Here is a 25063-nt window from a genome sequence, read left to right on the forward strand (position 1 = left end):
TAAGAGGGTTTTGCCATGATTTCCTGGGTCGGCATCGATATCTCCAAATCAAACCTCGTTGTTTGGGTTCAACCAGACGGTGAAGGTTTTGAGCTTTCAAACACCTCAGAAGGCTGTGTTGAGCTTCTTCAGCGCTTGAGCCAGTACGAGGTTGGCCGAGTTCTGCTGGAGGCCACGGGAGGCTACGAACGCAAGGTCATGGCCGCATTGCTAGGTGCCAACTTCAATGTCCTCAGGATCAATCCTCGCCGGGCCAGGGCTTTCGCCGTGGCGATGGGCAAAAATGCCAAGACCGATCTGATCGATGCAGCTGTGTTGGCCGATTTCGCCGAGGTCTTGAAGATGGACGGCGACAAGGTCATTTCGCCTGAGCGTGAAGCGTTGCGCGAGCTGGTTCAGCAACGCGAGCACTTCGTACAGCAACGGGACGACAATAAGCGCCGGCTTCAGCAGGCTCAGCTACCCGCTGTTGTGGCGGCAATCAAAGGCCATATTCATTATCTGCAAGTTCAGATCAAGCAGCTCGATAAAACCATCCACCAGAGCATGCACGACCTGGACGCAGAAAAAACCGAGCGGCTCATCTCTGTTAAAGGTATCGGCACGGTCGCCACTGCCAGTTTGCTGGTTTACCTGCCCGAATTGGGCAAGCTTGACCGTCGTGAGATCGCCGCACTGGCAGGAATTGCACCCTGCAACGATGACAGCGGCAATCACAGCGGGAAACGCCAAATCTATGGAGGAAGAGCCCGTGTGAGGCGTGCGCTTTACATGTCCTGCTGGGTGGTGATCCGCTATCAAGCTGACTTTAAAGCACGCTATGACGCTCTTCGGGCGCGAGGCAAGAGCGCGAAAGTCGCGCTCATCGCCTGCATGCGAATATTACTGATCAGACTGAATGCCATGCTGAGAGACGGCACCGAATGGCGATGACGAATGGCAGGGTGAAGACAGTTGCTCCCACAGGTTTCGGGGACGGGTTCAGATCGCATGCACACCACAAATCCCTGTGGGAGCGGGCTTGCCCGCGATGGGTCCCGGTCAGCCAACACAAAACTCGCAGACAAAAAAAGCCCCACCAGACTCAACATCTGGCAGGGCTTCGATGACTCGGAACGCTACTTACGCAACATTCATCGTCTTATGCGTATCAATCAAATGCTGCACCACACCCGGATCCGCCAGAGTCGAAATATCCCCCAACCCATCGTACTCAGCGGTCGCAATCTTGCGCAGAATCCGGCGCATGATCTTGCCCGACCGCGTTTTCGGCAGCCCCGGCGCCCACTGAATCACATCCGGCGAAGCAATCGGGCCGATTTCTTTGCGCACCCAGTTCTTCAGCTCCAGACGCAATTGCTCGCTTGTCTCTTCGCCAGCAATCAACGTGACATAGACATAAATGCCCTGCCCCTTGATGTCGTGCGGCACACCGACGACGGCAGCCTCGGCGACTTTCGGGTGTGCAACCATCGCACTTTCGATCTCAGCGGTACCCATACGGTGGCCGGACACGTTGAGCACGTCATCCACGCGACCGGTAATCCAGTAGTAACCGTCCTCGTCACGACGCGCACCGTCACCGGTGAAGTACATGCCGCGGAAGGTCTTGAAGTAGGTGTCGACGAAGCGGTCATGGTCGCCATACAGCGTGCGCGCCTGGCCTGGCCACGAATCGAGGATCACCAGGTTGCCCTCGGCAACGCCTTCGAGGATGTTGCCCAGGTTGTCCACCAGCGCCGGCACCACGCCGAAGAACGGACGTGCCGCCGAACCCGGCTTGAGGCCGTGAGCGCCCGGCAAAGGGCTCATCATGTTGCCGCCGGTTTCGGTCTGCCACCAGGTGTCGACGATCGGGCAACGGGACTGACCGACGTTCTTGTAGTACCAATCCCACGCTTCCGGGTTAATCGGCTCACCGACCGAACCCAGCAGACGCAAGCTGCTGCCATCAGCGCCTTCAACAGCGGCCTTGCCCGACGCCATCATCGCGCGGATCGCGGTCGGCGCGGTGTAGAGGATATTGACCTTGTGCTTGTCGACGATCTTCGCCACCCGGGTGATGTCCGGATAGTTCGGCACGCCTTCGAACAGCACGGTGGTCGCGCCGTTCGCCAGCGGGCCGTAGACAATATAAGTGTGGCCAGTGACCCAGCCGACGTCGGCGGTGCACCAATAGATTTCGCCCGGACGGTAGTCGAACACGCGCTCATGGGTCATGGCCGCGTAAAGCAGGTAACCGCCGGTGGTGTGCTGCACGCCTTTAGGCTTGCCGGTGGAACCCGAGGTGTAAAGGATGAACAGCGCTTCTTCGGCGCCCATCTCTTTCGGCGCGCAGACACTGCCCGCCACTTTCATCAGGTCTTCGTACCAGATGTCGCGATGCTGGTTCCACTTGATGTCGCCACCGGTGCGCTTGCACACGATGACTTTCTGGATGCTGCTGGTTTCCGGGTTGGTCAGCGCGTCGTCGACGTTGGTCTTGAGCGGAATCTTCTTGCCGGCACGAACGCCTTCGTCAGCGGTGATCACCACTTTGGATTTGCAGTCGATGATGCGACCGGCCAGGGCTTCCGGCGAGAAACCACCGAACACCACCGAGTGAATCGCGCCGATCCGGGTGCAGGCCAGCATGGCGACCACAGCTTCGGGGATCATCGGCATATAGATAGTCACCACGTCGCCGCGGTGCACATCCTGGCCGCGCAAGGCGTTGGCGAACTTGCAGACTTGTTCGTGCAGCTCGCGGTAGGTGATGTTGCGGCTTTCGGCAGGGTCATCCCCTTCCCAAATGATCGCGACTTGATCGCCGCGCTCGGCCAGATGACGGTCGAGGCAGTTGTAGGAAACGTTCAGGGTGCCGTCGGCGAACCATTTGATGTCGACATGGTGATCGTCGAAGGACGTCTGCTTCACCGTGGTGAAAGGCTTGATCCAGTCGAGGCGCTTGGCTTGCTCGCGCCAGAATCCGTCCGGGTTGACGACGGACTGCTGGTACATGGCTTTGTAGGTTGCCTCGTCAGTGAGCGTGTTGGCCGCTACCTCGGGACGAACGGGATACAGAGAAGCCGCACTCATCTTTCTTACCTCGGTGGAATAGTTGTTTTTGTATGACCCCAGTTGTAGCCGGGCCGGGGCTATAGAACCATTCGACGATGGTAGTAACAAGCCCCTACTAATTATCCTGATAAGCCCGGAATGCGCCGCCGGAACATGCGCAAAACCCTGTAGGAGCATGGCTTGCCCGCGAAGAACGATAACGCGGTCTACCTGAAAAACCACGACGAACGATCGCCGGCGAGCCGGCCATTACGAATGCTATTCCGCGATTGTTACGAAATCTGTCAAAGGTGTTTATCAAAACCCCACCTATATGAACGCAACCCCCACGCCTAAAATCAGCCTCGCCAACAAGGCAAACCCTGATTAACCAAGTTGCAGCCCCCACGAAGGCAGTTAATCAAAAAACACCGGTAATCAAGTTCCACACGCAACCCCAAAAAGGTTGCGTGACCCCACTCGACCTCTAAAAGGTAAAACCGAAATGAAAGCTTTATTAGTTCTGGCCCTCTCCAGCCTGTGCGCAACCGCCATGGCCGACGAGGTCCCGACTGATGTCGCACAGCAACAACCGGCCATCGAGGAATACACGTACTCCACTCACCTGGACATCGCCAAAGTTATCTCCATGAGCGAAGTCCCCAATGTGTGCGAAGTGGTCCCCGTGAAAATGGAATACGACGACTCCAAAGGCCAACGCCACATTCTGCGCTACAGCATCATGGGTAACGGCTGCTCTAACGGCTAATCACCCGCACTCCCTCTTAACGGTTCGACCCACCCGCCCCGCTGTTCAAGGCAGATGAAGCGCCGAACCGTATAGATCGATTTATAAGATAGATTTAAGCGTTTATTTGCGCTTTTTTATCAAATTAGTAGGCGTAGTATGAATTCCATACCAAGGCACACAACGCCAACGAAACTGGAGCCACTACCATGAAAACCAAACTGATCCTCGCCCTGACCTTGTCTGTCCTGGCCGCCAACACCTTCGCCGCCGACGGTTACGACCAAACGGGTTCGGCAGCTTTCACCACCGAAGCGGCTGTCGCTTCTGACGGTTACGACCACACCGGCTCGGCCAAAGTCGCCGCCGATGGTGCCGATCACGTCGGTGCAGCCAAACTCGCTTCCGATGGTTTTGATCACACTGGCGCCGCCAAAGTCGCCGCTGACGGTAGCGATCACACCGGTGCAGCCAAAGTTGCTGCCGATGGTGCAGACCACGTGGGTGCAGCTCGCCTGAGCTGATCATCGAGCGTGACTGACAGCCCGGCTTCGGTCGGGCTTAGTTGTGTCTGGCAGCGTCGAAAACCGACTCAAAACACAAGATGTAGTGAAAAAGCCGATTTTCTGGCTATTTTTTGAACAAATAAGTAGCACGTCAAAATTTAAGAAAAAAAATCTTCACCCGCGATATCCAGCCAAAGCCCTGTAAACCCTCGCTCCGACCGAAAAACCCTCCTTCTCGACCGTTCCATGCGCGGATTCGCCCCACCACGGCCGCAAAAATTTCCCTATAATGCCGGCTTAAACGGGCCTGCAATATTCCCTTACAGGGGTCAAAAGCCAGTCTGAAGCCCACGCAGAACTGTTCACGCTATCTGCGCCCATCAGCGGCTTCGGAATACCCGTACAAAATTCTGTTTGATGCCTGCGTATAGCTGTTGCAAAAAACGATATTTCTATAGATCCAACGCGGTCAGACCGACCGTGTGAAAAACCATCACACGGGCATCTGGCCCTCACGCAGGAGACGACACGTCATGCTGAGCTGGGACGAATTCGACAAAGAAGACAGCGGCGAGACCGTGGTAAAAGGCGCCAACGCCGGCCACGCGACTGAAGCCAACATGGACCGCCTCGACACCGCTGGTGGTGTTGCCGCTCAAGAAGCTCGCGCTGTGACCGCGTCCGACTCCGCCGCCATCGCTCGCGCCAAGGCTGCCCTGGACAACCTCGACATCGCCGAAGGCCTCGCCGAACTCGAAGGCGCCTCCGCCCGTGTCGCCGTCGACGAAAAGCGCATGATCAACTGCCGCGCCGACCTCAACCAACTCGTACCTTTCAAGTACGACTGGGCCTGGCAGAAATACCTGGACGGCTGCGCAAACCACTGGATGCCGCAAGAAGTCAACATGACCGCCGACATCGCCCTCTGGAAAGACCCGGAAGGCCTGACCGACGACGAGCGCCGCATCGTCATGCGCAACCTCGGCTTCTTCTCCACCGCCGACTCCCTGGTTGCCAACAACCTGGTCCTGGCCGTGTACCGCCTGATCACCAACCCGGAATGCCGCCAGTACATCCTGCGCCAGGCCTTCGAAGAGGCGATCCACACCCACGCCTACCAGTACTGCATCGAATCGTTGGCCATGGATGAAGGCGAGATCTTCAACATGTACCACGAGATCCCATCGGTCGCGAAAAAAGCCACCTGGGGCCTCAAATACACCCGCTCGATCTCCGATCCAAAGTTCGAAACCGGCACCGTCGAAACCGACAAAGAGTTGCTGCGCAACCTGATCGCCTACTACTGCGTTCTGGAAGGCATCTTCTTCTACTGCGGCTTCACCCAGATCCTCTCCATGGGCCGCCGCAACAAAATGACCGGCGTCGCCGAGCAGTTCCAATACATCCTGCGCGACGAATCCATGCACCTGAACTTCGGCATCGACGTGATCAACCAGATCAAAATCGAAAACCCGCACTTGTGGGATGCCGAGATGAAGGAAGAGGCTTCGCAGATGATTCTGCAGGGGACTCAGCTGGAGATCGAATATGCGCGTGACACCATGCCTCGCGGCGTGTTGGGCATGAACGCGGCGATGATGGAGGACTACCTGAAGTTCATCGCTAACCGTCGTTTGTCGCAGATTGGGTTGAAGGAAGAGTATCCAGGGACGACTAACCCGTTCCCTTGGATGAGCGAGATTATGGACTTGAAGAAAGAGAAGAATTTCTTTGAGACGCGCGTTATTGAATACCAAACCGGTGGTGCGCTTAGCTGGGATTAACTCCTGAGGCTAAACGAAAACCAGCAAGCCCCGATCTAATCGGGGCTTTTTATTGCACGGCTTTTACTGCTCCATTTTCAGCGTAGACACAACCCTTTGTAGGAACCGGCTTGCTGGCGATAGCGGTGCGTCATTCGACGTTTTTGTTGACTGACACACCGCTATCGCCAGCAAGCCGGTTCCTACAGATACGGTGTTCGCTGTGGTTCCCGGGGCTCCGTGAAAAAACCTTTATTCATCCCTACGCCACGACGCTAAAACTCCTACAACACTTACAGCTGCTTCCGCGTTGCGGCCCAATCAAAGCGCCTCTAAGCTCCATCGCAGGTGCCTAAGAAACGCCCAACGTAGAAGCTGACTTATTCACACAAACCGCGTGTTGTCCCAGAGACAAATGCGCGACCTTGCATGAAAAAGTCTGCTGTTGGGATTTCTTACCTCCTCTACGTCGGGCTTGGCTCTGCCCACTTCATTCGTAGAGGAAATGATATGCCCACTCAAAAAGCACCCTGCTTTCCAGCGCCTACGGAGATCGGTCATGCCTGATCCGTTCGCCACCACAGTCTTTGTCCGCCAAAACCTTACTCTTCACGCCCTCCTCCTAGAAAATCAGCCATGGTTCTGCGCCCGCGACTTGGGCCGATTAATGGGATTCCATCTGAGTGATCGCGTAGTTAGTAAACTGGATGAAGATCAGCGGCACACATTACTGATCGACTACCACGGCCAACCGGAAAAGCGACTGCTGCTCAGTGAATCAGGCGTGTATGCGTTGCTGGTCTATCACTACGCGCCGGGCAATCGGTTGCTGCGCGAGTGGCTGACTCATCAAGTGGTCCCTGCGTTGCGCGATGCGGGACGATCAAAGAATCCAGATCGACCGATGTTGAGCTTGTTGGATTGGCCGGAGATGTCGCTGAGCCTGTTGCATTGGCAGGATGAAGGCTGGATTCGGCTGCGGGATATGCCTTATCTGTTGCTCAATCGCACGCGGCGGCGGGTACCCGTGGTTAAGCCTTGGTGGCGGAAGGTTTGGGAGTCAGTTCAGTCTTCGAGGCATTCGGTGAATTAGCTTTCGTAGGATCGACCAAAAGAAGAGCCGCTGTTGTCTGTAGGATTTTTTTTGTCGGTCGTATGAAAAAATGCCCCGCACAAGTCCGGGCGTTTGCTTAGAACCATCCTCGGTTCGTTTATACATAGCCTGGAATGACGGGCTTTTGTTTAGAGATAGAGCGATTGATCTACTCCCCATTTTCTTTAGCGAATCGCCACTGATTTTCTAGATACCTTCAAGATAGGCTTAACATCACCGAATTACCTTAAGCCATGTCGTCGAAAACCCACCGACCATGGAGGATGCTTTTCAGCTGCTCAACGCTCAGCAGTTCGCCGGGCTTTTTATGAACAACCGCGTGGCAATTTGCGCATAGCGTAATTAGGTCGGTCGCTGGATCGACTACCTGATCTTCCTCGTATTCCGAGATGGGCTTCACGTGGTGTACATGAATAAAGCCTTTTGCATGTTTGCCATACGCCTTCTCGAAATCAAAATCACAGGCTTTGCATTTGATCCCATGAATAGCTATTGCCTGACGCCGAAGCTTTGGACTGCGCTCATACCGCACACCGAAATATGAGATATGTTTCCCCTCGGTACCGGTGGTTCTAGTCTCAAAGTCCTGCACAACGTCGGTTAGGCGAAAATCGTCGGCCTCGTTCGGCTCCAGCACTGCATAGGCGTAGATCCTATCAAACACCGCTTGATCAATTGCCCGGACACCATTGCGCCAGTAATTATCCTTAAGTCTTGGAGGAATCGACTCAAGGTACTCCCCATCAAGCTTGTTCGGAACGGCAGACTCAAAGGGCCTAAAGCCTTCAATGACAGCAAACAAATCACCTTTTGTGCTGTTTCTATCTGCTTCGACTTTCCCAATTCGGGCAACACCAAAATAATGAGGTTTAGTGCTCAGCCGCTGATCCGAAAAAATCTTGTTTGTCATTTTTCCTTTGTAGTACAGCACCTCGGTTCCTTCGGTAAGAATCGCTCTGTACTGCTTGGGAAAGTGGTAATGCTCTCCTGTCTGATCCGCCCACTTAGATTCATCATTTTCGACAATGACAGCTGGCATCCATTCATCCTCTTGGAAGAGGATGAATCCTACCAAAGAAAGAGAAACCTCCTACAGAATCAGCGGAAAAAGCTCTGGATTCTCATTTGTTAACGAGGAACTACAACTCCCTCGCTGTCATATCACCTTAACATCACCCTGACATCATCCCGCATTTACCCGGTGCGATGATTCAGTTATGAACGCAGAACACTTCACTTTCATGCATCCCAAGCTGCCAAAAGACCACAAGTGCGCCGGTGATTTATGCAATGAAGCGCCTGCGATCAGCCTGGATAGCACCAACACCCTGGTGATGGAAATTTTCACTGCGCAGCGCGATGTCGTGTGCCTGGCGGTGGTGGAGGACTCGCGCCCGGTAGGCTTGATAAACCGCAACATTTTCTTGTCGCAAATGAGCAAACCGTTTCACCGTGAGCTGTATGACAAGAAAAGCTGCATCGCTTTTATGGATAAGGAACCGTTGATCGTCGATGCCGAGATGAGCATCGAAGAATTGACGTTCAAGACGGTGGAGTATGGTGAGAAGGCCCTCGCCGACGGCTTCATTGTGACGAGAAACGGCAGCTTCGCCGGTTTGGGAAATGGCTTGCAGCTGATGGCGGTGGTGGCGGCCATGCAAGCTGAAAAGAACCGCCAGATGATGCAGAGCATTGAATACGCGAGTGTCATTCAACGCGCGATGCTTCGGGCTTCTCGTGATGCCTTGGCGTTGACGCTGGATGACGCGACATTGCTGTGGGAGCCACGCGATGTTGTCGGCGGCGACTTTTATCATTTCTGTGCCTACCCGACCGGATGGTTTGGGGCGATTGCAGACTGCACCGGTCACGGCGTGCCAGGCGCCTTCATGACGTTGATCGCCTCCTCTTCATTAACCCAGGCGCTGACCCAGATAGGCCCGAGCGATCCTGGGCATCTCCTGTCTGCCGTTAACCGAGGTGTCAAAGGTCTACTGGGGCAAGTCAATGGACTGGATGGTACCCCGGAGTCGGATGACGGCCTGGACGCTGCTTTCTTTTGGTTCGATTCGGCTACTCACGTATTGAGTTTTGCCGGGGCCAGGATGTCGCTGAATGTGTTGAAGCCTGATGCCGACGAACTTGAAACCATTGCCGGTCAGCGCATCGGCGTCGGTTATGTGGATAGCGGTTTGGACTACTCGTGGACGGTGAGCACTGTTCACATGCCACCCGGCAGCCTGATTTTCATTGCCACTGATGGCCTCACGGACCAAATCGGTGGCCCGAAAAAAATCGCCTTCGGTAAGCGCAAGGCGTTCAAAACCATACTGGAACACCGTGATAAATCGTCAACGCTCATCTGCGAAGAGTTGCAACGCACGTTTGCAGCCTGGCAGGGAGAACAAACCCGTCGTGACGACTTGACCCTTTTTTGTGCCCGCATTAGGAACTGATGATGCTTAATCCTGCGTCTGTGCATCACGACTGCACGTTTTTCGATTTGGCCCAGCAACGGAATGTCATTTTTTACCACATGGGTTATTTCTCGCATCACATCATTTCAGCGATGGCGGAAGTTGTGAAACTGCAACTTGAAATCTCTGGGGTGAGTGGTCCGACACGGCGTAAGTTGTTCTCATCGTTTGTTGAGCTCTCGCAGAACATCCTGCATTACTCCTCGGATTTGCTGCAAACCACGGTTGCCGATGAATCGGTACTGCGTCAGGGCGCGGTGTGCATAAGCAAAGAAGGTGAACACCACCTGATGCTCTGCGCCAATCCCATTGCATCCACGGACGTTGATCGCCTCCGAGAAAAGCTCGAACCCTTGCGCAACATGTCACTTGAAGAGATCAAGCACGCCTACAAGGTGACGTTACGGGCGGAAACTCCAGTGGAAAGCAAGGGGGCCGGCCTGGGCTTTTTGACGATGGCGCGCGACGCTTGCGCGCCCTTGGAGTTTGACTTTCATCCAAGAGCGGATGACCCGGACACTACCCTGTTTTGTCTTAAAGCCATCATTTGAGTCGAGAGAGTTATGGATAATTTCTACATTGACGCAACCGCAACATCGCCGGAAGTGGACTTTCGTTTCGATCAAAACCTGCTGTCCATAAAAGGCGAGTCTTACCCCGAAAACGCGGCTGCTTTTTATGCCCCAATCATCCAGCAGCTACGCAGTTTTCTGGAGGGGCGTACAGACGCGACGATCACGACCAATATCGCGTTGGCGTATTTCAATAGCTCCAGTACAAAAATGCTGTTCAGCATTTTCGATGCGCTTGATCGTTCGGCTCAAGCTGGCAACCGGATTGAAGTTAACTGGTACCACGACGAGGAAGACGAAACGATTTTTGAATTTGGTGAGGAGCTGAAGGCTGACTTCGAATCCATTATTTTCAATGATCACTCGATCACCACCTGAGGTAATGACAAAAATGACCGCTCCAGTCACTACCGTTGGGGATTCTGGTGACTCGGCTCCCGATCTGTTCAAAAGCGAAAATGATGCGCTTGAGCGCGCTCGCTCGACGTTGGCGCTGAGCGGGGCGGATGCCGAAACGTACCAGCGCTCGCTTGCCGATATGACTTCGCACTTTGAGCGTTTGATGCGCGAAACTCGCCGGTTGATTGGTCGAAGCGACCGGGCCGAGCGTGAAATGAATACCCTTAATGCACAACTACAGATACTGGCCCGCCAGCTCGAATATCGCGCGACTCACGATGGCCTGACGGGAGTGCTCAATCGTAGCGCCGTGATTGATCTATCCGTACAGACCCTGCAAAAAGTCGGTGCTGTGATGATCGTCCTGGACATAGATCACTTCAAACTGGTGAATGACGAGTTCGGTCACCCTGCCGGGGATGCGGTCATTCAGGGAATAGTCGGCTGCCTGCGCAGGATCGTCGGTGACAGCGGAATAATCGGGCGAGTGGGCGGTGAAGAATTTACGGTACTGATCCCCGCCGGCGAAATCGCGGAAGGCTTGAGCCTTGCGGAAGCCATGCGGGAGGCGATTGCATCTCACGTGTTTGGCAGTCCCGTGAACCGACAGATCACGGCGAGTTTTGGCGTTAGCGCCAATTCAGTGGGAACAAGTTTCGATACCGCCTACAGCTTGGCGGATACAGCCTTGTACCAGGCAAAGCGCTCAGGCAGAAATCGTGTAGAGATGGCGGGCGAAGACGCACTTTGAAGTGTTGCTTGCGATGATGGAGTTGAGACTCACGAGTTGGCGTGCTCCCGCAGGTTTGGCGCAACGGATGAAAGCATTGAGTGCATTCCTCACCACCTCCCGCTATTAATACTCGCTACTTCCCCGATAACTGAATCCTCCATGAAATTCGACCTCGCCTACTGCCTCAGCCTCGACGACAAGCTGTCGATCTATGACGTGCGCGATTTGAATTTCGACGAGTCCATGGAGTTCGATTCCGCCAAGGAACACTTCCAGTGCCCCAACGATGCCTGTCGCTTGGCGTTCGATGGGTTGAATGTGCTGACGACGTTCAACGCCAAGAACGTGAATTACGTTCGCACCCCGCACTTCAAGAACACGCCCAGCACCCGGCATGTGGCGGATTGTCCTTATGTCAGCCTCAAGGCGCCGGCGTCAGGTTTGGACGTGGACGGTGCGGAAACGGATGACAGTCGCGAGGAGCATTTTCCGTCGGAGTTGTTGCTGACTCGGCGTGAGTATGTGCGTAAGCAGTCGAACCCAGCGGTGGTGGCGGATGTGGTGCGGGACGATCCGAAACCCTTTTCAGCCGCCAGTGATGTTGAGCACCCGAGCCGTGAATCGGCGCCAGACAAGACCAGCATCTTCGCCCACCCGGTGGAGTGTTTTGTCTCGAACTTCGAGGACAAGGACCTGCTCAAGCGCATGCCGCTGAAAATCGGCGAGCACACGGCGCCTTATGGGTCCTTCTTCAAGAAGATCGAATACCTGACGGACAACAAGGGGCTGATTTACTGGGGCAAGATCAAGGAGATCAAGGATTACACCCAGAGCTTTCGCATCGATTTCGAGCAGAAGGTCTGGTTCAAGCAAGCGGATGAGGCGAAGAAGAAGCCGTATTCGGTCAACGTTTACCTGAGCAAGAAGTTGATCGAGAACTACCGCAAGCGCAAAGCGTTTCTGGAAGAGATCAAGCACGCCATCGACAGTGAAGCGCAGTTGTATTGTTTCTTTTATGGCGTGACGCCGGAGTTGAAGCAGGTGCCGAGCACGAAAAACCCCGAGCAGACGTTCGGGGTGTTCAGTGCGAATATCGAGAACCTGGATCACTTTATTATTCGGGAAGCGCCGGGGTTGGCTGATAAGTAAATTCGTCTCAGGGCAGTTGCAGCGCGACGCCGCCGGGGTGTTGTTTGACGAGGTTGTAAGGCAGGACGCCCCAACCAATGTTTTGACACACGGCAGCCACGTGAGGGAAGGATGGCTCTAACTTGATGCCTTTTTCGGTGAAGTACCAGCCCGGATAGTGCCAAGGGTAATCATCGTTGTAGCCGCAATCGTTCTCCCCCTCTGGCGTTGTCGTCATTTCAGTGGGATAGAGCTTAAGCAGTTGTGCCACCAGCCACGGCGCCAGCTCTTTATTGCGGTAATCAGAATAAGCAGTGGATGACTCGGACGAAGAGTTATAGACGTCGTAGTTTTCCTCGTAATGCAGTGGTTTGCCCTGCCCCACCCACAGCACATCTTCAAGCGTCAGGGATTTGCCCGTTTTGGTATCGAAGTTGATTGAGTCATTGACCTGATCCGGATAAGCACCGCCACAGAAGTACTCGGTAGACACACGAACGCTCATCACGGACGGCGTCATCCACAGAGGCTGACTGATCTGTGAGTAATAGGCGTCAGCGTAATTGGCGAAACATCCGTAATACCCCACGACTTCTCGCCACAAACGGCCCATCAATTGCTGGTTGATTCGCTGACGCTCTTCGGCGCTGTAACCCGAAATCACTTCAAACAGCTCGGCGTTTGATTGTGGCTCGCTCCACCATTGCAGCGTGTATCCCATGAAGGTTTCGGTCTTGCCTTGGATGAGTTTCATACCTTGTAAGCGCAGGTATTCGTAAGGCGCCTTGTCGTGAAGTCTGACGAGATAGGGCAAGGTATCGGCGGGAACCGGAGGAAGGTTTGCTGGCTGCAACTGGACCTTCAAGACCTTCCCTTTAGGGCTGACCCATTCACCTGACCAACCGTTGGATTCGGGTTGTAAACGAATTGTCGGAAGAGGTTTGTACTCTCCATAACGATGGTCACCCTCTTCGAGCACCAGCGTTTCCCCTTCCTTGGTGCCACTGAGCACTAAGTCCTTGCGGTACTTTTGATAAAAGTAACGACCCTCACTGCCGTCGGCGCTCACCTCCAGCACAATCGGCATTTTGCCCAGCATTCCGGTGTAGGTCTGCTTGCCGCTGTCGGCCCACAACACTGTAGGAAACGTTGAGCACACCAACACGACAATGCCAGTGAGACGAAACAATCCTTTGAACATAAAATCATCCTTGAATACGGCGAGCGTCGGCTCGCAAGAAGTGGGCGGATTATGGCGAACCCGCTTTCTAGAATCGATAAAAAGCTGACTTGATAGCGTTCAACTCAGGCACATGCTGATCATCACCACTACCAGCAAACCGATGTAAACCCGCGCATGGATTCGATCCGGAATCCGCCCGATCCACGGCGTGGCCAATCGAATCCCCACCAACGATCCCATCGTCAGGACGGCAAATGCCAGCACGTCCACATAACCCACAAACCACGAGCCCAGATCAAACTCGGTGAACCCCGCCATCGCCATGTAAGTCAGCGTCCCGGCCAACGCCACGGGCAAGCTCAGCGGATTAGCCATGGACGTTGCCTGACTCATGCTCAACCCGCATCGACGCAACAACGGAACGGTCATCACGCTGCCGCCTACGCCGAGAAACGTCGCAATGGCGCCGATTCCTACGCCGCCACCGGACACTTCAGCCCTCCCCAATCGCCGTGGGATTCCGTTATCAGCGTGAGTAAGAAATCCGCGTCTGAACAGGCAGTCCACAATGGTCACGCCCAGATACGCAATGAAGGCATACCGAATCACCTCGCCACTCACCCACATCGCCGCCACTGCGCCGACCACCGCGCCTAATCCAATAAACCCACCCAACGGCCACAGGTAATGGCGAATCAGATTACCCGCGCGGTGATGTTTTCCGCTGGCGACCAGTGCGTTGACGATCATCACGCAGGTCGAAGTGGCGACGGCAATGTGCATCGCCGATTGGCCAATCGGGTCGTCAGCACCGTGGCTGGCCATGAGCATGCGGTACAGCAATGGCACGACGACGAAGCCGCCGCCGAAGCCGAACAGCACGGCGGTGACGCCGGTCATGCAGCCGAAAAGTGTCAGCAGGAGGTAGAACATTGCGCGTCGTCCGTTGGTTGAGAGTGGTCGACGATAGAGCGATGTAGCTTGGCCTGCTTCAGCAAGTCAGCCAATAATGTTTGCGTTTACGCCAACTGCTGGAAGCCGCTTGATGCGCAATGTTTCGATTAATTTGTTGGATGACACGCCACGGCCAGTGGTGGCGATCGGTACGGATTATTCCTACGGTCATGTGTTGCCCCGTCATACGCACCGACGGGCGCAATTGTTGTACGGCGCGACCGGGGTGATGCAGGTCAGCACGCATGACGGCAATTGGGTGGTGCCGCCGCAACGGGCGGTGTGGATTCCGGCGGGGGTGGCGCATGAGGTGTTGATGCTGGGGGTGAGCACGCGGAGTTTGTACATCGAACCACTGGCGGTGGATCTGGGGAGTCAGTGTCAGGTGATCAGCGTTTCGCCGTTGATGCGGCATTTGCTGATGGAGGCGGTGGAGGTTCCGCTGGCGTATGACGAGGCCGGGCGCGACGGGGTGTTGATTGATTTGCTGCTGCATGAACTGGCGCGCAGTGCTCACTTGCCGTTGCACATTCCGCTGCCTGTCGATGCGCGGTTGCTCGCGTTGTGCCAGGGCTTTTTGCAGCGCCCCGATGCTCATCAGTCGCCGCAGCAATGGGCGGGTCAGTTGCACATCAGTTTGCGCACGTTCAACCGGCTGTTTCGCCAGCAGACCGACCTGAGTTTCAGCCAGTGGCGGCAGCGCGCCTGCGTGGTGCTGGCGTTGGCGCGATTGGCGGTGGGTGAGCCGGTGACGCGGATTGCTTTGGATTTCGGCTACGACAGTCCGGCGGCGTTTTCGACGATGTTTCGCCGTGTGCTGGGTCAGGCGCCGTCCGTCTGGTTGGAAGGGGCGAAATAAAAATGAGTTTGATCCGGAGGCAAAACAACTGTACAAAATCACAGTAGTTTTTGAATAAGCACTCTTGAGCCCGGAGAACACCATGGCCTCTTATGCGATGAAAATCACCCTGGAACGTATCGCCCTCTTCCAATTCACCCCTGCACATTGCGCCCAGGCTAGGGCGATGCTGGGTTGGAGTGTTGATGAGTTGTCGCGGGAGTCTGGCGTTTCGGTCGACACGATTGAGCGATTCGAGGCTAGGCGCGATGTGGCAGATGCTGATCGACTGGCGTTGGCTTATCGGTTTGAGTCGGAGGGGTTGGTGTTCTTCCCGGGGTTTGCGCCGGGACGGGGGATGAGTGTGAAAGGGTCTGTATCGGATCCGGTCGGGCGGGCAAATTTTGCGATGGTTGAGTGACATAACAGACCGCAGCTCAACGCGGGTCAGCGATGGAGCTGCGACCTGGTTTGCATGGGTTAGTGACTATGGCTTGAACGCAGGGGTCGGCCTTGCGTTGGAGGCTTGTTCATAACCATAAGCAATAGCCAGCAGATGGGCCTCGCTCCAGCGAGTCCCAAAGAAAAACACCGAGGTAGGCACTCCGTTATCGTCCGCCCCGGAAGGCATCATGATGCCGGGATAACCTGCCAATGCAGTGACGTTCAACCCGGGGGAACCCACGTCCCACACAACGGCATCCAGCTGATGCTCAAGCATTACGTTATCGATGGCAGCCGCATTTTCGCTTTGAATTTTTTGCCACAACTCGTTGTACGTTTGCTCGTCAAAATCAACATTGTTGGCCGCGCTCAACGTGGCTTGCCCATAACCCTCGGCGCTGGTGGAGTGCTCGTTGTATTGCAGGAGATCCTCCAGGCTATGGATTGCAAGACCGGTTCGTGTAGCCAGGTATCGGGGAAGATCACGCTTGATGCCCATCCCGAATCCGTTTTCCACCTCTTCCGGCGTTAAGGATTGAGGATCATCGAAATCCACCGGAATCACAGTCGCCCCGGCTACCTGCATGACCTCCAGCGCACGGGAAAACTGAGGGTCGCTCTGTGCGGCTTCGGCGCTTGTATCGAACTTGACGGGATAACCGATGCGCCGTCCGACCAGTGAATTCGGGATCAGCATAGCCGTATAGTCCACGCCGCTGATGGCGTGAGGCTTTTTGACCGGTTCGGCGTCGTCGCTACCGGTCATGGCATTCAAGAGCAGTGCCGCCTCACGAACGGTGCGCGTCATGGGCCCGGGAGTATCGACTTTTTGACTCACCGGGACGATGCCGCTACGACTGAGCAAGCCCACGGTAGGCTTGAGGCCGACCACGCCGTTGACGGACGCGGGGGCGATAATCGAGCCGACGGTTTCCGTTCCGACTGCCAGCGGCGCAAAACCTGCGGCAACCGCCGCGCCGGAGCCTGAGCTTGAGCCGTATGGCGATTCACTCAACACGTGCGGGTTTTTGGTTTGCCCGCCTCGACTGCTCCAACCGTCTGGAATCTCAGGGTCGCGAAAATTCGCCCATTCACTGAGGTTGGTTTTTCCAAGAATCACCACCCCTGCCGCTCTGAGCCGTTGCACGATGAACGCATCTTGAGCGGCCGGTTGCCCGACCATGGCCAGCGACCCCGCGCTGGTCTGCATCTGATCGGACGTATCGATATTGTCTTTGAGCAACACGGGAATGCCGTGCAGCGGTCCCCGAACATGACCTCGTTGTCGCTCCTGATCGAGCATCTCGGCGATGGCCAAGGCGTCAGGGTTGAGTTCGATAATCGCGTTGATCGCCGGCCCCTGCTTATCCAGCGCCTCGATCCGGTGCAGCAGGTGCTGCACCAGCGCTACGGCACTCAGTTGATCGCATTCCATCCGTTGGCTGATTTCATCAGCAGTTAAATATTCCAACCTCGAGTCGCGGGCCTGAGTTTGCGCATCCATGTGATAGAGATCCTTGTGATGAATGATAGCGAGTGAAAAAAGTCCACTCGCTTTCCAGCCTACAGACGCTGCTGGAAATTTCCGTCATCACTTGTCTCTAGATCACGTATGAATATTCGCCTACTTCCGTAGTTCAGCCGACACTCTGTTCATACACCTGCTGCTCGACCTCCAACCACCACGCACTCCCCCGCTGCGGATACATCACGTTAAACGCCTCACCCATCTGCGGCGTGGTAATCGAAACACTGCGCTCCCAAGCCAATGCCAGAATCCGGTCAAACGGCTCGAACCAGGCGTGCATCGACAGATCGAAGGTGCCGTTGTGAATCGGCAGTAGCCAGCGGCCTTTCAGGTCGATGTGCGCTTGCAGGGTTTGCTCGGGCTGCATGTGCACATGTGGCCACTCGACGTTGTAGGCGCCGGTTTCCATCAGGGTCAGGTCGAACGGGCCGTACTGTTCGCCGATGCGTTTGAAGCCGTCGAAGTAGCCGCTGTCGCCGCTGAAGAAGATCCGGGTGTCGGCGTCGATCATCACCCATGAGGCCCACAGGGTGCTGTTGCCATCGAACAGGCCTCGGCCGGAAAAGTGTTGCGACGGGGTGGCGATGAATTGGATGCCGTCGACTTCGGTGTCTTGCCACCAGTCGAGCTGGCGCACTTTGCTGGCGTCGATGCCCCACTTGATCAGGGTGTCGCCGACGCCCAGCGGGGTGAGGAAGTATTTGGCCTTGTCCGCCAGTTTGAGCACGGCCTGATAATCGAGGTGGTCGTAGTGATCGTGGGACAGGATCACCGCTTCGATCGGTGGCAATTCTTCGAGGCTGATCGGCGGCTGGTGGAAGCGCTTCGGGCCGGCCCATTGCACGGGCGAAGCGCGTTCAGCGAACACCGGATCGGTGATCCAGAATTTGTCCCGCAGTTTCAGCAGTACCGTGGAATGGCCGAGGCGATAGACGCTGTGGTTGGGTGCGGCGATCAGAGCGTCGTGAGTCAGGCGTTGCACCGGAACGGCCGTAGTCGGTCGGGTGTTGCGCGGTTTGTGGAAGATCATGTTCCACATGATGCGCACCATTTTTCGAAACCCTTCGCGTTGCACGGGCGCATGGTTTTGGAAGTGCCCTTCTGCCTGACGGGAAGCTTCAGGCGCTGAGGCGTTGGTGGAATTGGCCATGACTGAATGACTCCAGGAAACCGCACGGTTCGCGGTTTCAGCGGTGGGACGATAAATGGCCAAGGGACGCACGCATCAGCCGAACACTCTATTTTTGGCTGTGCAGGATTAACAAAACATTACACTGCACAGTGTAGTTTCTAGGTTGCATCAAAGCTGATCACAAGTAAACTGCTGAGTGTAATTCTTAATTTCTTCTGCCGAAGCGTACTTATGACAGCTCCACAGCGCCTGACCGACCGAAAACGCGAAGCGATCATTCAAGCGGCGATTGCCGAATTCCGTGCCAACGGTTTCGACATCACCAGCATGGACAAGATTGCCGCCACCGCTGGCGTGTCGAAGCGCACGGTGTACAACCACTTCCCCAGCAAGGAAGAGTTGTTCGCCGAAATCCTCAATCAGTTATGGGCGCGGGTCACGGCAGAACAGGAAACGGCCTACCGCCCTGACCTGCCGCTGCGCGACCAGATGCGCCTGATGTTGATGGCGAAATTGCAGATGCTGGCCGACGACAATTTTCTCGACCTGGCACGTGTTGCGATTGCCGCCACCATCCATTCCCCGGAGCGTGCTCAGAACATGGTCGCGCGAATGGGCGAGCGCGAAGAAGGCCTGACCGTGTGGATTCGCGCCGCTCAGGCCGATGGACGATTGAAGCCGGTTGACCCGGAGTTTGCCGCTCAGCAGATTCAGGGAATGCTCAAATCCTTTGCCTTCTGGCCGCAGATTTCCATGGGGATGCCCGGCCTTTCGCCCGAGATGCAGACCACCGTCGTGGAGTCGGCACTGGACATGTTCCTGGCCTGCTATCAGCTCTAAATCAAGCTTTCGCTGCGCCCTGCAACCGTTAAATGGCTTCGAAGGACACTGATTATTCCTGCTGGAATAAATGACAATGTCCGCCGTTTGACCGATGAACGGTAGCTCTGAATAAAACACGGCAATGTGTTTCAGAATGAATCTGGCGCAGGACATTATGGAAAACCAACGCGGCAAAGGCTTGTCATTTGCCAGACGCATTTACTTGCCCAGAACAATTGGCCTTGGCGTCGGTTGCATCAGCGTGGCCGCTGCGCTGTCTCCATTGCACATGCCGTTTTGGGTTTGGGCGTTGATGCTGGTCAACGCCTTTGTCTGGCCCCACATTGCCTATCAACTGTCGACCCGCGCGAACTTTCCCTACAAGACCGAACGCCGAAACCTGCTTTGCGATTCGCTGTGTGGCGGTTTCTGGGCGGCGACGGTTCAGTTCAACCCGCTCACTGCAGTGACCATCCTGGCGATGATGGCGATGAACAATGTCGCCACGGGCGGTCTGCGGCTGTTCATGTTGGGCACTCTGGCCCAAGCGGCGGGTGTGATGATTGCCTGGCTGTTGTTCGGCGCAACGTTCAACCCAACGACCACCCCAATACAAATTTGGGCGTGCCTGCCGATCCTCACACTCTACCCCTGGGCGGTGGGCATGGTCTGTTATCGGCTGGCGATCAAACTGTCCGAACACAAACGCGCCTTGAGTGCCCTGAGCCGCACTGACAGTCTTACCGGCCTGCTCAACCACGGCGCCTGGAAAGACCTGCTGCAACTGCAATTCCACCACTGTCGCGAACACCAACTACCCGCCGCGATTGCCTTGATCGACATCGATCATTTCAAACCCATCAACGACACTTACGGGCACATCGTCGGTGACTCGGTGCTGCGCCAGTTGAGCGCCGAGCTCAAGCGCAACCTGCGCGAATGCGATCTGGCCGGGCGCTATGGCGGTGATGAATTCTGCGTGATCCTGCCCGACATGCCGTTGCATCAGGCGCGGGATGTCATGGAACGCATACGTGAAGTGCTGCATGACTACCGGCATCAGGAAATTCCCGAACTGCGGGTCAGCCTGAGCATCGGCCTGGCCGCTTATCACCCGTCCTTCACCGATGCCATCGCCTGGCTCGATGACGCGGACAAAGCCCTCTACACCGCCAAAAACACCGGCCGCAACAAAATCTGTGTCGCCACCCGCGATACCGAGCGCAACACGGCTGTCACGCTGGCGATTTAGCCAAAGCTGCGCGGCTTGCCAAGTGGTGGCGCTATAGTGGGGCTCAGTCCCCGCGCCCTGCAGAGAGCATCATGACCACCGAAACCAAAACCACCGCGCCCGTCGATCACTTGCGTTTCCACCGTCCTCACGCTCACCTGGCGCCGACCTTCGGCACTGACAAGTTTGCCCTGCGTGCCGAGGCCTTTGCGCGGTTCTTCGGCACGCCGACCTTTCTCGGTGCGCAGACGCTGATCGTGGTGCTGTGGGTGTGTCTCAACGTGTTCGGTGTGGCGCACTTTGACCTGTACCCGTTCATCCTCCTTAACCTGGCGTTCAGCCTGCAATCGGCCTACGCCGCGCCGCTGATTTTGCTGGCCCAGACCCGGCAGGCGGCGCGGGACAAAGCTCAATCCGACGCCGACGCGCAGCACCGCGAAGCGCTGGCCGTGGCCAACAGTGAACGTCAGGCCCAAGCGGCACAGAACTCCGCGCAATTGCTCGAATTGCTCGAGCAAAACACCCGCCTGACCGAGATGACCAAAGCCCTCACTGAACGCATCGAAAGCCTGACGTCGGAAATGCACCAGCATTTCGTGCGCAAAGACCCATCGAACCACTGATCAACGGACCATTAATTTATCGGCGGAGACCTGAAGCAGTGCCACCGCACGCTGCTGCCAGCGTTTTTTATAGCTGGGAGTCGACGTCTCGTTATTGCCGTCGAGCACGATATGGATGACACCCTTTTGGCAAATCGTGAACACCCGTTGAACGCCGACCGCCCTTCCACCGTCCTCGATGATGGCCTGCGCCAGTTCCGCTTGCGTATCGCTGCCCAGAAATTTCTCTCCACAGGTGAAAGGCTGCGCCAGTACCGGCCAAGCCCCTGCGCAAAAGCACAACACCAGTAGCTTTCCTGCTGTTTTCTTCATGGTTATCCCTCTCCATCGCTTAAAGATTCAGTCGAATGACTGAAGTCAAACTAGAGGTCGGCGGGGATATTAACAATCAGAAAAGTCGACACCTGCCCTAGGCTAAAAGCGCTCGACACTGAAGGCTTTTTCCGTGGAGGATGCGCCTCTATAGTGGGCTCCAGGAATCAACAAGCGTCGAGAGCACTCATGGAAAACACCGCCATCCGCATCGCCCTGATCGGCGACTACGACCCGCAAGTCACCGCCCACCAGGCGATTCCCATCGCCCTCAGAATGGTGGCCGAACACTCAGGCTTGAACATTCAGTTCCAGTGGTTGGCCACCGATTGCATCGACAACGACACACCGCTGGAAGACTTCGACGGCTTCTGGTGTGTACCAGCCAGTCCCTACCGCGATGAGGGCGGTGCGTTGCGAGCGATCCACTTTGCCCGCGAACAACAGCGACCTTTCCTCGGCACGTGTGGCGGTTTTCAGCACGCCGTACTCGAATACGCTCGTAACGTGCTCGGCTGGGGAGATGCCGTTCACGGCGAGACCTCACCCGATGCAACGCGAGCGCTGCTCACGCCACTGACCTGTTCGTTGGTGGAAGCCGTCGACAGCATTCATCTGGTTGAAGGTTCGTTGATCGCCAAGGCGTACGAAAGCGCCGAGATTCGCGAAGGCTATCGCTGCCGTTTCGGTGTGAATCCCGACTTTGAACGGGATTTGCTGAGCCAGGAATTATCCGCTGTCGGGCACGATTCGACGGGGGAGTTGCGGGCAGTGGAGTTGCGTGGGCATCCGTTCTTCGTTGCCACGTTGTTTCAACCTGAACGTGCCGCGCTCAAAGGTGTGTTGCCGCCGCTGGTGAGTGCGTTGATCGAAGCGTGTGTGAGGAAGAAATCATGATGGCCCAGACGCCGGAACCGCCTTACTACGCGGTGATTTTTACTTCGCTGCGCACCGAGGGGGATCAGGGTTACGCCGAAGCCGCCGAGCGCATGGTTGAACTGGCGCGCGAGCAGCCGGGTTTTCTGGGCGTGGAATCGGCGCGGGGCGAAGATGGGCTTGGGATTACGGTGTCCTATTGGGCCAGTGAGGCGGCGATTCTGGCGTGGAAACATCATCCCGAGCACAGCGCGATTCGTGAGCGTGGGCGCTCGACCTGGTACTCGGCGTGTCATACGCGGGTGTGCAGGGTTGAGCGGGCTTATGAGTTTAAACAGTAAAGGATGCGGTGTTCTTTAGGCCGTCATCGCGGGCAAGCCCGCTCCCACAAGGTTCTGCGTTGTACACAAAACCTGTGGGAGCGGCGGTGCGACGATTCGACTTGCCCGCGATGAGGCCAGCACAAACACTGCAAAATTCAGCTCTGAACAAGACTGCGCACCGCCGAAATCTCCGGCACTTCCCGCCGATTCATATACACCCGCAACGGCTCGGTAATGTTGATCCGGTCATCAATGTTCTGATCCAGCAACAACTGAATTAGCTCGCGCTTAAGCGTCATGGCCTGCTCCGGCCCCGGCGCCCAGACGAATTCACTGGCAGGAATAATGCCGTCATCCGCCACGTCCATGCCGAAGGAATCTTCGCTGAAACGCACGATGTACTGACCGGTCTTGCGATTGAGGCCGACGAAGCCTTTGAGCTGTTCGGCGGCCTGGCAGATGAGCTGGGAAGTGATGCGCATGATAAACCTCACACAAGTGATCGATGGTTTACACGCCGGGCAAAATGAAGGGCGCTCCCTCTGCCGGGGAAACTGCCGGGGCCAAGAGTACTGCAAAGAACTGCACAAAAGCGCTGAAAAATCTGCTTTAAACACGTTTATGTCGGTCTCGCGATAGCGCAAGCGGCGCTCAGTTGTTAAAAGGGACGTCTTTGAAAACACTCTGCGAAAGGATCTCGACCATGCCTGTTACTTTCACCAAGAGCGCTCTGCTGCTGAGCGTGCTGCTCGGCCTCGGTCAGGCGCAGGCCGCCAGCGAGCCAGGCCCAACCTCACTGGCGAGCCGTTCGGGCATCCCGCATCCGGCGGTGATCGCTCACCGCGGTGCGTCTTTCGATGCACCGGAATCCACCGCCGCCGCTTACAAACTGGCGCGCGATCTGGGCGCCGACTACCTCGAACTGGACCTGCAACGCAGCAAGGACGGCGTGCTGTTTGCCCTGCACGACAACAACCTGCAACGCACCACCGACGTCGCCAGCAAATTCCCTGAGCGCAAGGACAGCCCGGCCAACGCGTTCACGATCGCCGAACTGAAAACCCTCGATGCCGGCAGCTGGTTCAACAGCGCTTACCCGGATCGCGCACGTCCCTCCTATGCGGGTCTGAAAATCCTGACCCTCGACGAGATCATCGACATTGCCCAAGGCAATCCGCTGCACAAGCCCGGCTTGTACATCGAAACCAAAGAACCCAAGCAATTCCCCGGCATCGAAAGCGACCTCAAGGATAAATTGCAGGATCGCGGCTGGCTGAGCCCGGCGGGTTCCAAACTGGCGAAAAGCAATCTGGCGGTCGGCCAGGGCAAAGGCAAAGTGGTGTTGCAAACGTTCGAGAAGAGCAGCCTCGAACTGCTGGAAAAAGAAATGCCGCAGGTGCCGAAGATTTTGTTGCTGTGGGTCGGCGAAGGCAGCATCGAGCCCAAGTCCAAGGTGACGTTCGCCGAGTCTGGCGACAAGGACAAAGCCACGTACTACGCCAAGCAGGAGCCGAAGGACAAAGCCGAGTTCCAGCAATGGGTCGAGTACGCCAAGGCCCAGGGCGCGATCGGCACCGGTCCTTCCGCCGCGCTGACCAAGGGCGGCGATCAGAGCTATTCGGACCTGGTGAAGCCGTGGATGAACCAGTACACCCACGATCAGGGTTTGTTGGTGCACGTCTACACCGTCGATGATGCGGTGGATTACCAGAAGGTTATGGACGCCGGGGTCGATGGTATTTTCACCAACCGTGCCAGCGAACTGTTGAAGTTCTATAAACGCCCGGCGGCGGGTACGGTTGCGCAGTTGCTGACGAACAATGGGTATTGATCGAGGACCGCGAAGCTTTTACAAACGACGCGTTAATGGGAATTAAGCCTGAATTAAGTTGCCACAGTTAATCTGGACTCACTTAATCAGCACACCCAAGGAAAGAACCTCATGAAGACTTTGACTGCCCTGTTCACCGCTGCCGCCCTGACCCTCACCGCTGGCCTGGCCCAGGCGGATGATGTTCCCGTCGATCAGATCCCGCAGTTGGTCAAGGATAAAAAGATCAAGCCGCTGGAAGAGCTGAACCAGATCGTTCTGAAGTTGCACCCGGGTGCCACGATCACCGACAGCGACCTGGATAACCACTTCAACGGCTACGAGTACGAAGTCGAACTGAAAGATGCCAAAGGCATTGAATGGGACGTGGACTTGAACGCCGCCACCGGCGAAGTCCTGAAGAACAAACAAGACGACTGATACTCACACAAAAAAAGCCGCACGATTTTCGGATCGTGCGGCTTTTTTGCGTTCCCGTGTTCCCGTG

Annotated in this window: 27 protein-coding genes; 19 read left to right on the forward strand and 8 right to left on the reverse strand. The window is 56.1% G+C overall.

What is annotated here, in order from left to right; all coding sequences use genetic code 11:
- The first annotated feature begins 15 nt into the window (after nt 1-15).
- Nucleotides 16-933 (forward strand): IS110 family transposase, encoded by a 918-nt coding sequence (locus KJF94_RS19535; protein WP_214378008.1) that lies wholly within the window; start codon nt 16-18, stop codon nt 931-933.
- Between the two features lie 189 nt (nt 934-1122).
- Here KJF94_RS19535 and acs read toward each other — a convergent pair whose 3' ends face one another.
- A complete protein-coding gene (gene acs, locus KJF94_RS19540) occupies nt 1123-3078 on the reverse strand; it encodes an acetate--CoA ligase (RefSeq protein ID WP_214378010.1) in 1956 nt (651 codons plus the stop codon).
- A 466-nt stretch (nt 3079-3544) separates the two neighbouring features.
- On the opposite strand from acs, the gene KJF94_RS19545 reads away from it, so the two are divergent.
- The 4 genes from KJF94_RS19545 to KJF94_RS19560 all read left to right on the forward strand — a co-directional run bounded on the left by KJF94_RS19545 (nt 3545) and on the right by KJF94_RS19560 (nt 7149).
- On the forward strand, nt 3545-3808 hold the full coding sequence (locus KJF94_RS19545) for a DUF2790 domain-containing protein (RefSeq protein WP_214378012.1): 264 nt from the start codon (nt 3545-3547) through the stop codon (nt 3806-3808).
- 188 nt (nt 3809-3996) lie between these two features.
- Entirely contained in the window at nt 3997-4311 is a 315-nt protein-coding gene (locus tag KJF94_RS19550; RefSeq protein WP_214378014.1) for a hypothetical protein, read from the forward strand.
- 515 nt (nt 4312-4826) lie between these two features.
- Nucleotides 4827-6077 (forward strand): ribonucleotide-diphosphate reductase subunit beta, encoded by a 1251-nt coding sequence (locus tag KJF94_RS19555; protein ID WP_008034875.1) that lies wholly within the window; start codon nt 4827-4829, stop codon nt 6075-6077.
- Between the two features lie 538 nt (nt 6078-6615).
- Nucleotides 6616-7149, forward strand: a complete 534-nt coding sequence (locus KJF94_RS19560) for a BRO-N domain-containing protein (protein ID WP_214378016.1) — start codon at nt 6616-6618, stop codon at nt 7147-7149.
- Between the two features lie 247 nt (nt 7150-7396).
- On the opposite strand, the gene KJF94_RS19565 is transcribed toward KJF94_RS19560, so the two are convergent.
- Nucleotides 7397-8209: an HNH endonuclease gene (locus KJF94_RS19565; RefSeq protein ID WP_214378018.1), complete on the reverse strand. Its 813-nt coding sequence runs from the start codon at nt 8207-8209 to the stop codon at nt 7397-7399.
- Between the two features lie 202 nt (nt 8210-8411).
- On the opposite strand from KJF94_RS19565, the gene KJF94_RS19570 reads away from it, so the two are divergent.
- From KJF94_RS19570 to KJF94_RS19590, 5 genes are all read left to right on the forward strand, one after another.
- Complete coding sequence (locus tag KJF94_RS19570) at nt 8412-9626, forward strand: SpoIIE family protein phosphatase (RefSeq protein WP_250548319.1); 1215 nt, start codon at nt 8412-8414, stop codon at nt 9624-9626.
- Between the two features lie 2 nt (nt 9627-9628).
- On the forward strand, nt 9629-10198 hold the full coding sequence (locus KJF94_RS19575) for a SiaB family protein kinase (RefSeq protein ID WP_214384912.1): 570 nt from the start codon (nt 9629-9631) through the stop codon (nt 10196-10198).
- A 12-nt stretch (nt 10199-10210) separates the two neighbouring features.
- Nucleotides 10211-10597, forward strand: coding sequence for a DUF1987 domain-containing protein (locus KJF94_RS19580; RefSeq protein ID WP_214378022.1), 387 nt, complete (start codon nt 10211-10213; stop codon nt 10595-10597).
- A 13-nt stretch (nt 10598-10610) separates the two neighbouring features.
- Entirely contained in the window at nt 10611-11369 is a 759-nt protein-coding gene (locus KJF94_RS19585) for a GGDEF domain-containing protein (RefSeq protein WP_214378024.1), read from the forward strand.
- 141 nt (nt 11370-11510) lie between these two features.
- Complete coding sequence (locus KJF94_RS19590) at nt 11511-12500, forward strand: hypothetical protein (protein ID WP_214378026.1); 990 nt, start codon at nt 11511-11513, stop codon at nt 12498-12500.
- A gap of 7 nt (nt 12501-12507) precedes the next feature.
- Here the strand turns inward: KJF94_RS19590 and KJF94_RS19595 are convergent, their stop codons facing one another.
- Together KJF94_RS19595 and KJF94_RS19600 are read right to left on the reverse strand one after the other, a co-directional pair.
- Nucleotides 12508-13680 carry a hypothetical protein gene (locus KJF94_RS19595; RefSeq protein ID WP_214378028.1) on the reverse strand — a complete coding sequence of 391 codons (1173 nt, stop codon included), beginning with the start codon at nt 13678-13680 and terminating at the stop codon, nt 12508-12510.
- Nucleotides 13681-13779: 99 nt separating this feature from the next.
- The gene (locus KJF94_RS19600; RefSeq protein WP_214378030.1) at nt 13780-14595 is read right to left on the reverse strand and encodes a sulfite exporter TauE/SafE family protein; all 816 of its coding nucleotides are present in this window, start codon (nt 14593-14595) and stop codon (nt 13780-13782) included.
- A 112-nt stretch (nt 14596-14707) separates the two neighbouring features.
- Here KJF94_RS19600 and KJF94_RS19605 point away from each other — a divergent pair, with 112 nt between their 5' ends.
- Both KJF94_RS19605 and KJF94_RS19610 read left to right on the forward strand, forming a co-directional pair.
- On the forward strand, nt 14708-15475 hold the full coding sequence (locus tag KJF94_RS19605) for an AraC family transcriptional regulator (protein WP_214378032.1): 768 nt from the start codon (nt 14708-14710) through the stop codon (nt 15473-15475).
- Between the two features lie 82 nt (nt 15476-15557).
- Nucleotides 15558-15875, forward strand: a complete 318-nt coding sequence (locus KJF94_RS19610; protein WP_214378034.1) for a helix-turn-helix domain-containing protein — start codon at nt 15558-15560, stop codon at nt 15873-15875.
- Nucleotides 15876-15941: 66 nt separating this feature from the next.
- On the opposite strand, the gene KJF94_RS19615 is transcribed toward KJF94_RS19610, so the two are convergent.
- Both KJF94_RS19615 and KJF94_RS19620 read right to left on the reverse strand, forming a co-directional pair.
- On the reverse strand, nt 15942-17402 hold the full coding sequence (locus KJF94_RS19615; protein WP_250548181.1) for an amidase family protein: 1461 nt from the start codon (nt 17400-17402) through the stop codon (nt 15942-15944).
- Between the two features lie 133 nt (nt 17403-17535).
- Nucleotides 17536-18576 (reverse strand): MBL fold metallo-hydrolase, encoded by a 1041-nt coding sequence (locus KJF94_RS19620; RefSeq protein WP_214378035.1) that lies wholly within the window; start codon nt 18574-18576, stop codon nt 17536-17538.
- Nucleotides 18577-18789: 213 nt separating this feature from the next.
- Here KJF94_RS19620 and KJF94_RS19625 point away from each other — a divergent pair, with 213 nt between their 5' ends.
- From KJF94_RS19625 to KJF94_RS19635, 3 genes are all read left to right on the forward strand, one after another.
- Nucleotides 18790-19398 carry a TetR/AcrR family transcriptional regulator gene (locus KJF94_RS19625; protein ID WP_214378037.1) on the forward strand — a complete coding sequence of 203 codons (609 nt, stop codon included), beginning with the start codon at nt 18790-18792 and terminating at the stop codon, nt 19396-19398.
- 157 nt (nt 19399-19555) lie between these two features.
- Nucleotides 19556-20632 carry a diguanylate cyclase gene (locus KJF94_RS19630; protein WP_214384914.1) on the forward strand — a complete coding sequence of 359 codons (1077 nt, stop codon included), beginning with the start codon at nt 19556-19558 and terminating at the stop codon, nt 20630-20632.
- 71 nt (nt 20633-20703) lie between these two features.
- A complete protein-coding gene (locus KJF94_RS19635) occupies nt 20704-21234 on the forward strand; it encodes a DUF1003 domain-containing protein (RefSeq protein WP_214378039.1) in 531 nt (176 codons plus the stop codon).
- On the opposite strand, the gene KJF94_RS19640 is transcribed toward KJF94_RS19635, so the two are convergent.
- The gene (locus tag KJF94_RS19640; protein ID WP_214378041.1) at nt 21235-21546 is read right to left on the reverse strand and encodes a hypothetical protein; all 312 of its coding nucleotides are present in this window, start codon (nt 21544-21546) and stop codon (nt 21235-21237) included.
- 189 nt (nt 21547-21735) lie between these two features.
- On the opposite strand from KJF94_RS19640, the gene KJF94_RS19645 reads away from it, so the two are divergent.
- Nucleotides 21736-22443 carry a CTP synthase C-terminal region-related (seleno)protein gene (locus KJF94_RS19645; protein WP_214378043.1) on the forward strand — a complete coding sequence of 236 codons (708 nt, stop codon included), beginning with the start codon at nt 21736-21738 and terminating at the stop codon, nt 22441-22443.
- Nucleotides 22440-22763 (forward strand): antibiotic biosynthesis monooxygenase family protein, encoded by a 324-nt coding sequence (locus tag KJF94_RS19650; protein WP_214378045.1) that lies wholly within the window; start codon nt 22440-22442, stop codon nt 22761-22763. Before KJF94_RS19645 ends, KJF94_RS19650 begins: the two co-directional genes overlap by 4 nt.
- A gap of 137 nt (nt 22764-22900) precedes the next feature.
- On the opposite strand, the gene KJF94_RS19655 is transcribed toward KJF94_RS19650, so the two are convergent.
- Nucleotides 22901-23227 carry a DUF2025 family protein gene (locus KJF94_RS19655; RefSeq protein ID WP_150633922.1) on the reverse strand — a complete coding sequence of 109 codons (327 nt, stop codon included), beginning with the start codon at nt 23225-23227 and terminating at the stop codon, nt 22901-22903.
- 221 nt (nt 23228-23448) lie between these two features.
- On the opposite strand from KJF94_RS19655, the gene KJF94_RS19660 reads away from it, so the two are divergent.
- Nucleotides 23449-24576: a glycerophosphodiester phosphodiesterase gene (locus KJF94_RS19660; RefSeq protein WP_214378047.1), complete on the forward strand. Its 1128-nt coding sequence runs from the start codon at nt 23449-23451 to the stop codon at nt 24574-24576.
- 111 nt (nt 24577-24687) lie between these two features.
- Nucleotides 24688-24996, forward strand: coding sequence for a PepSY domain-containing protein (locus KJF94_RS19665; RefSeq protein ID WP_214378049.1), 309 nt, complete (start codon nt 24688-24690; stop codon nt 24994-24996).
- Nucleotides 24997-25063: the final 67 nt, after the last annotated feature.

Source organism: Pseudomonas hormoni (genome assembly GCF_018502625.1).
In the GTDB taxonomy this organism is placed as follows: domain Bacteria; phylum Pseudomonadota; class Gammaproteobacteria; order Pseudomonadales; family Pseudomonadaceae; genus Aquipseudomonas; species Aquipseudomonas hormoni.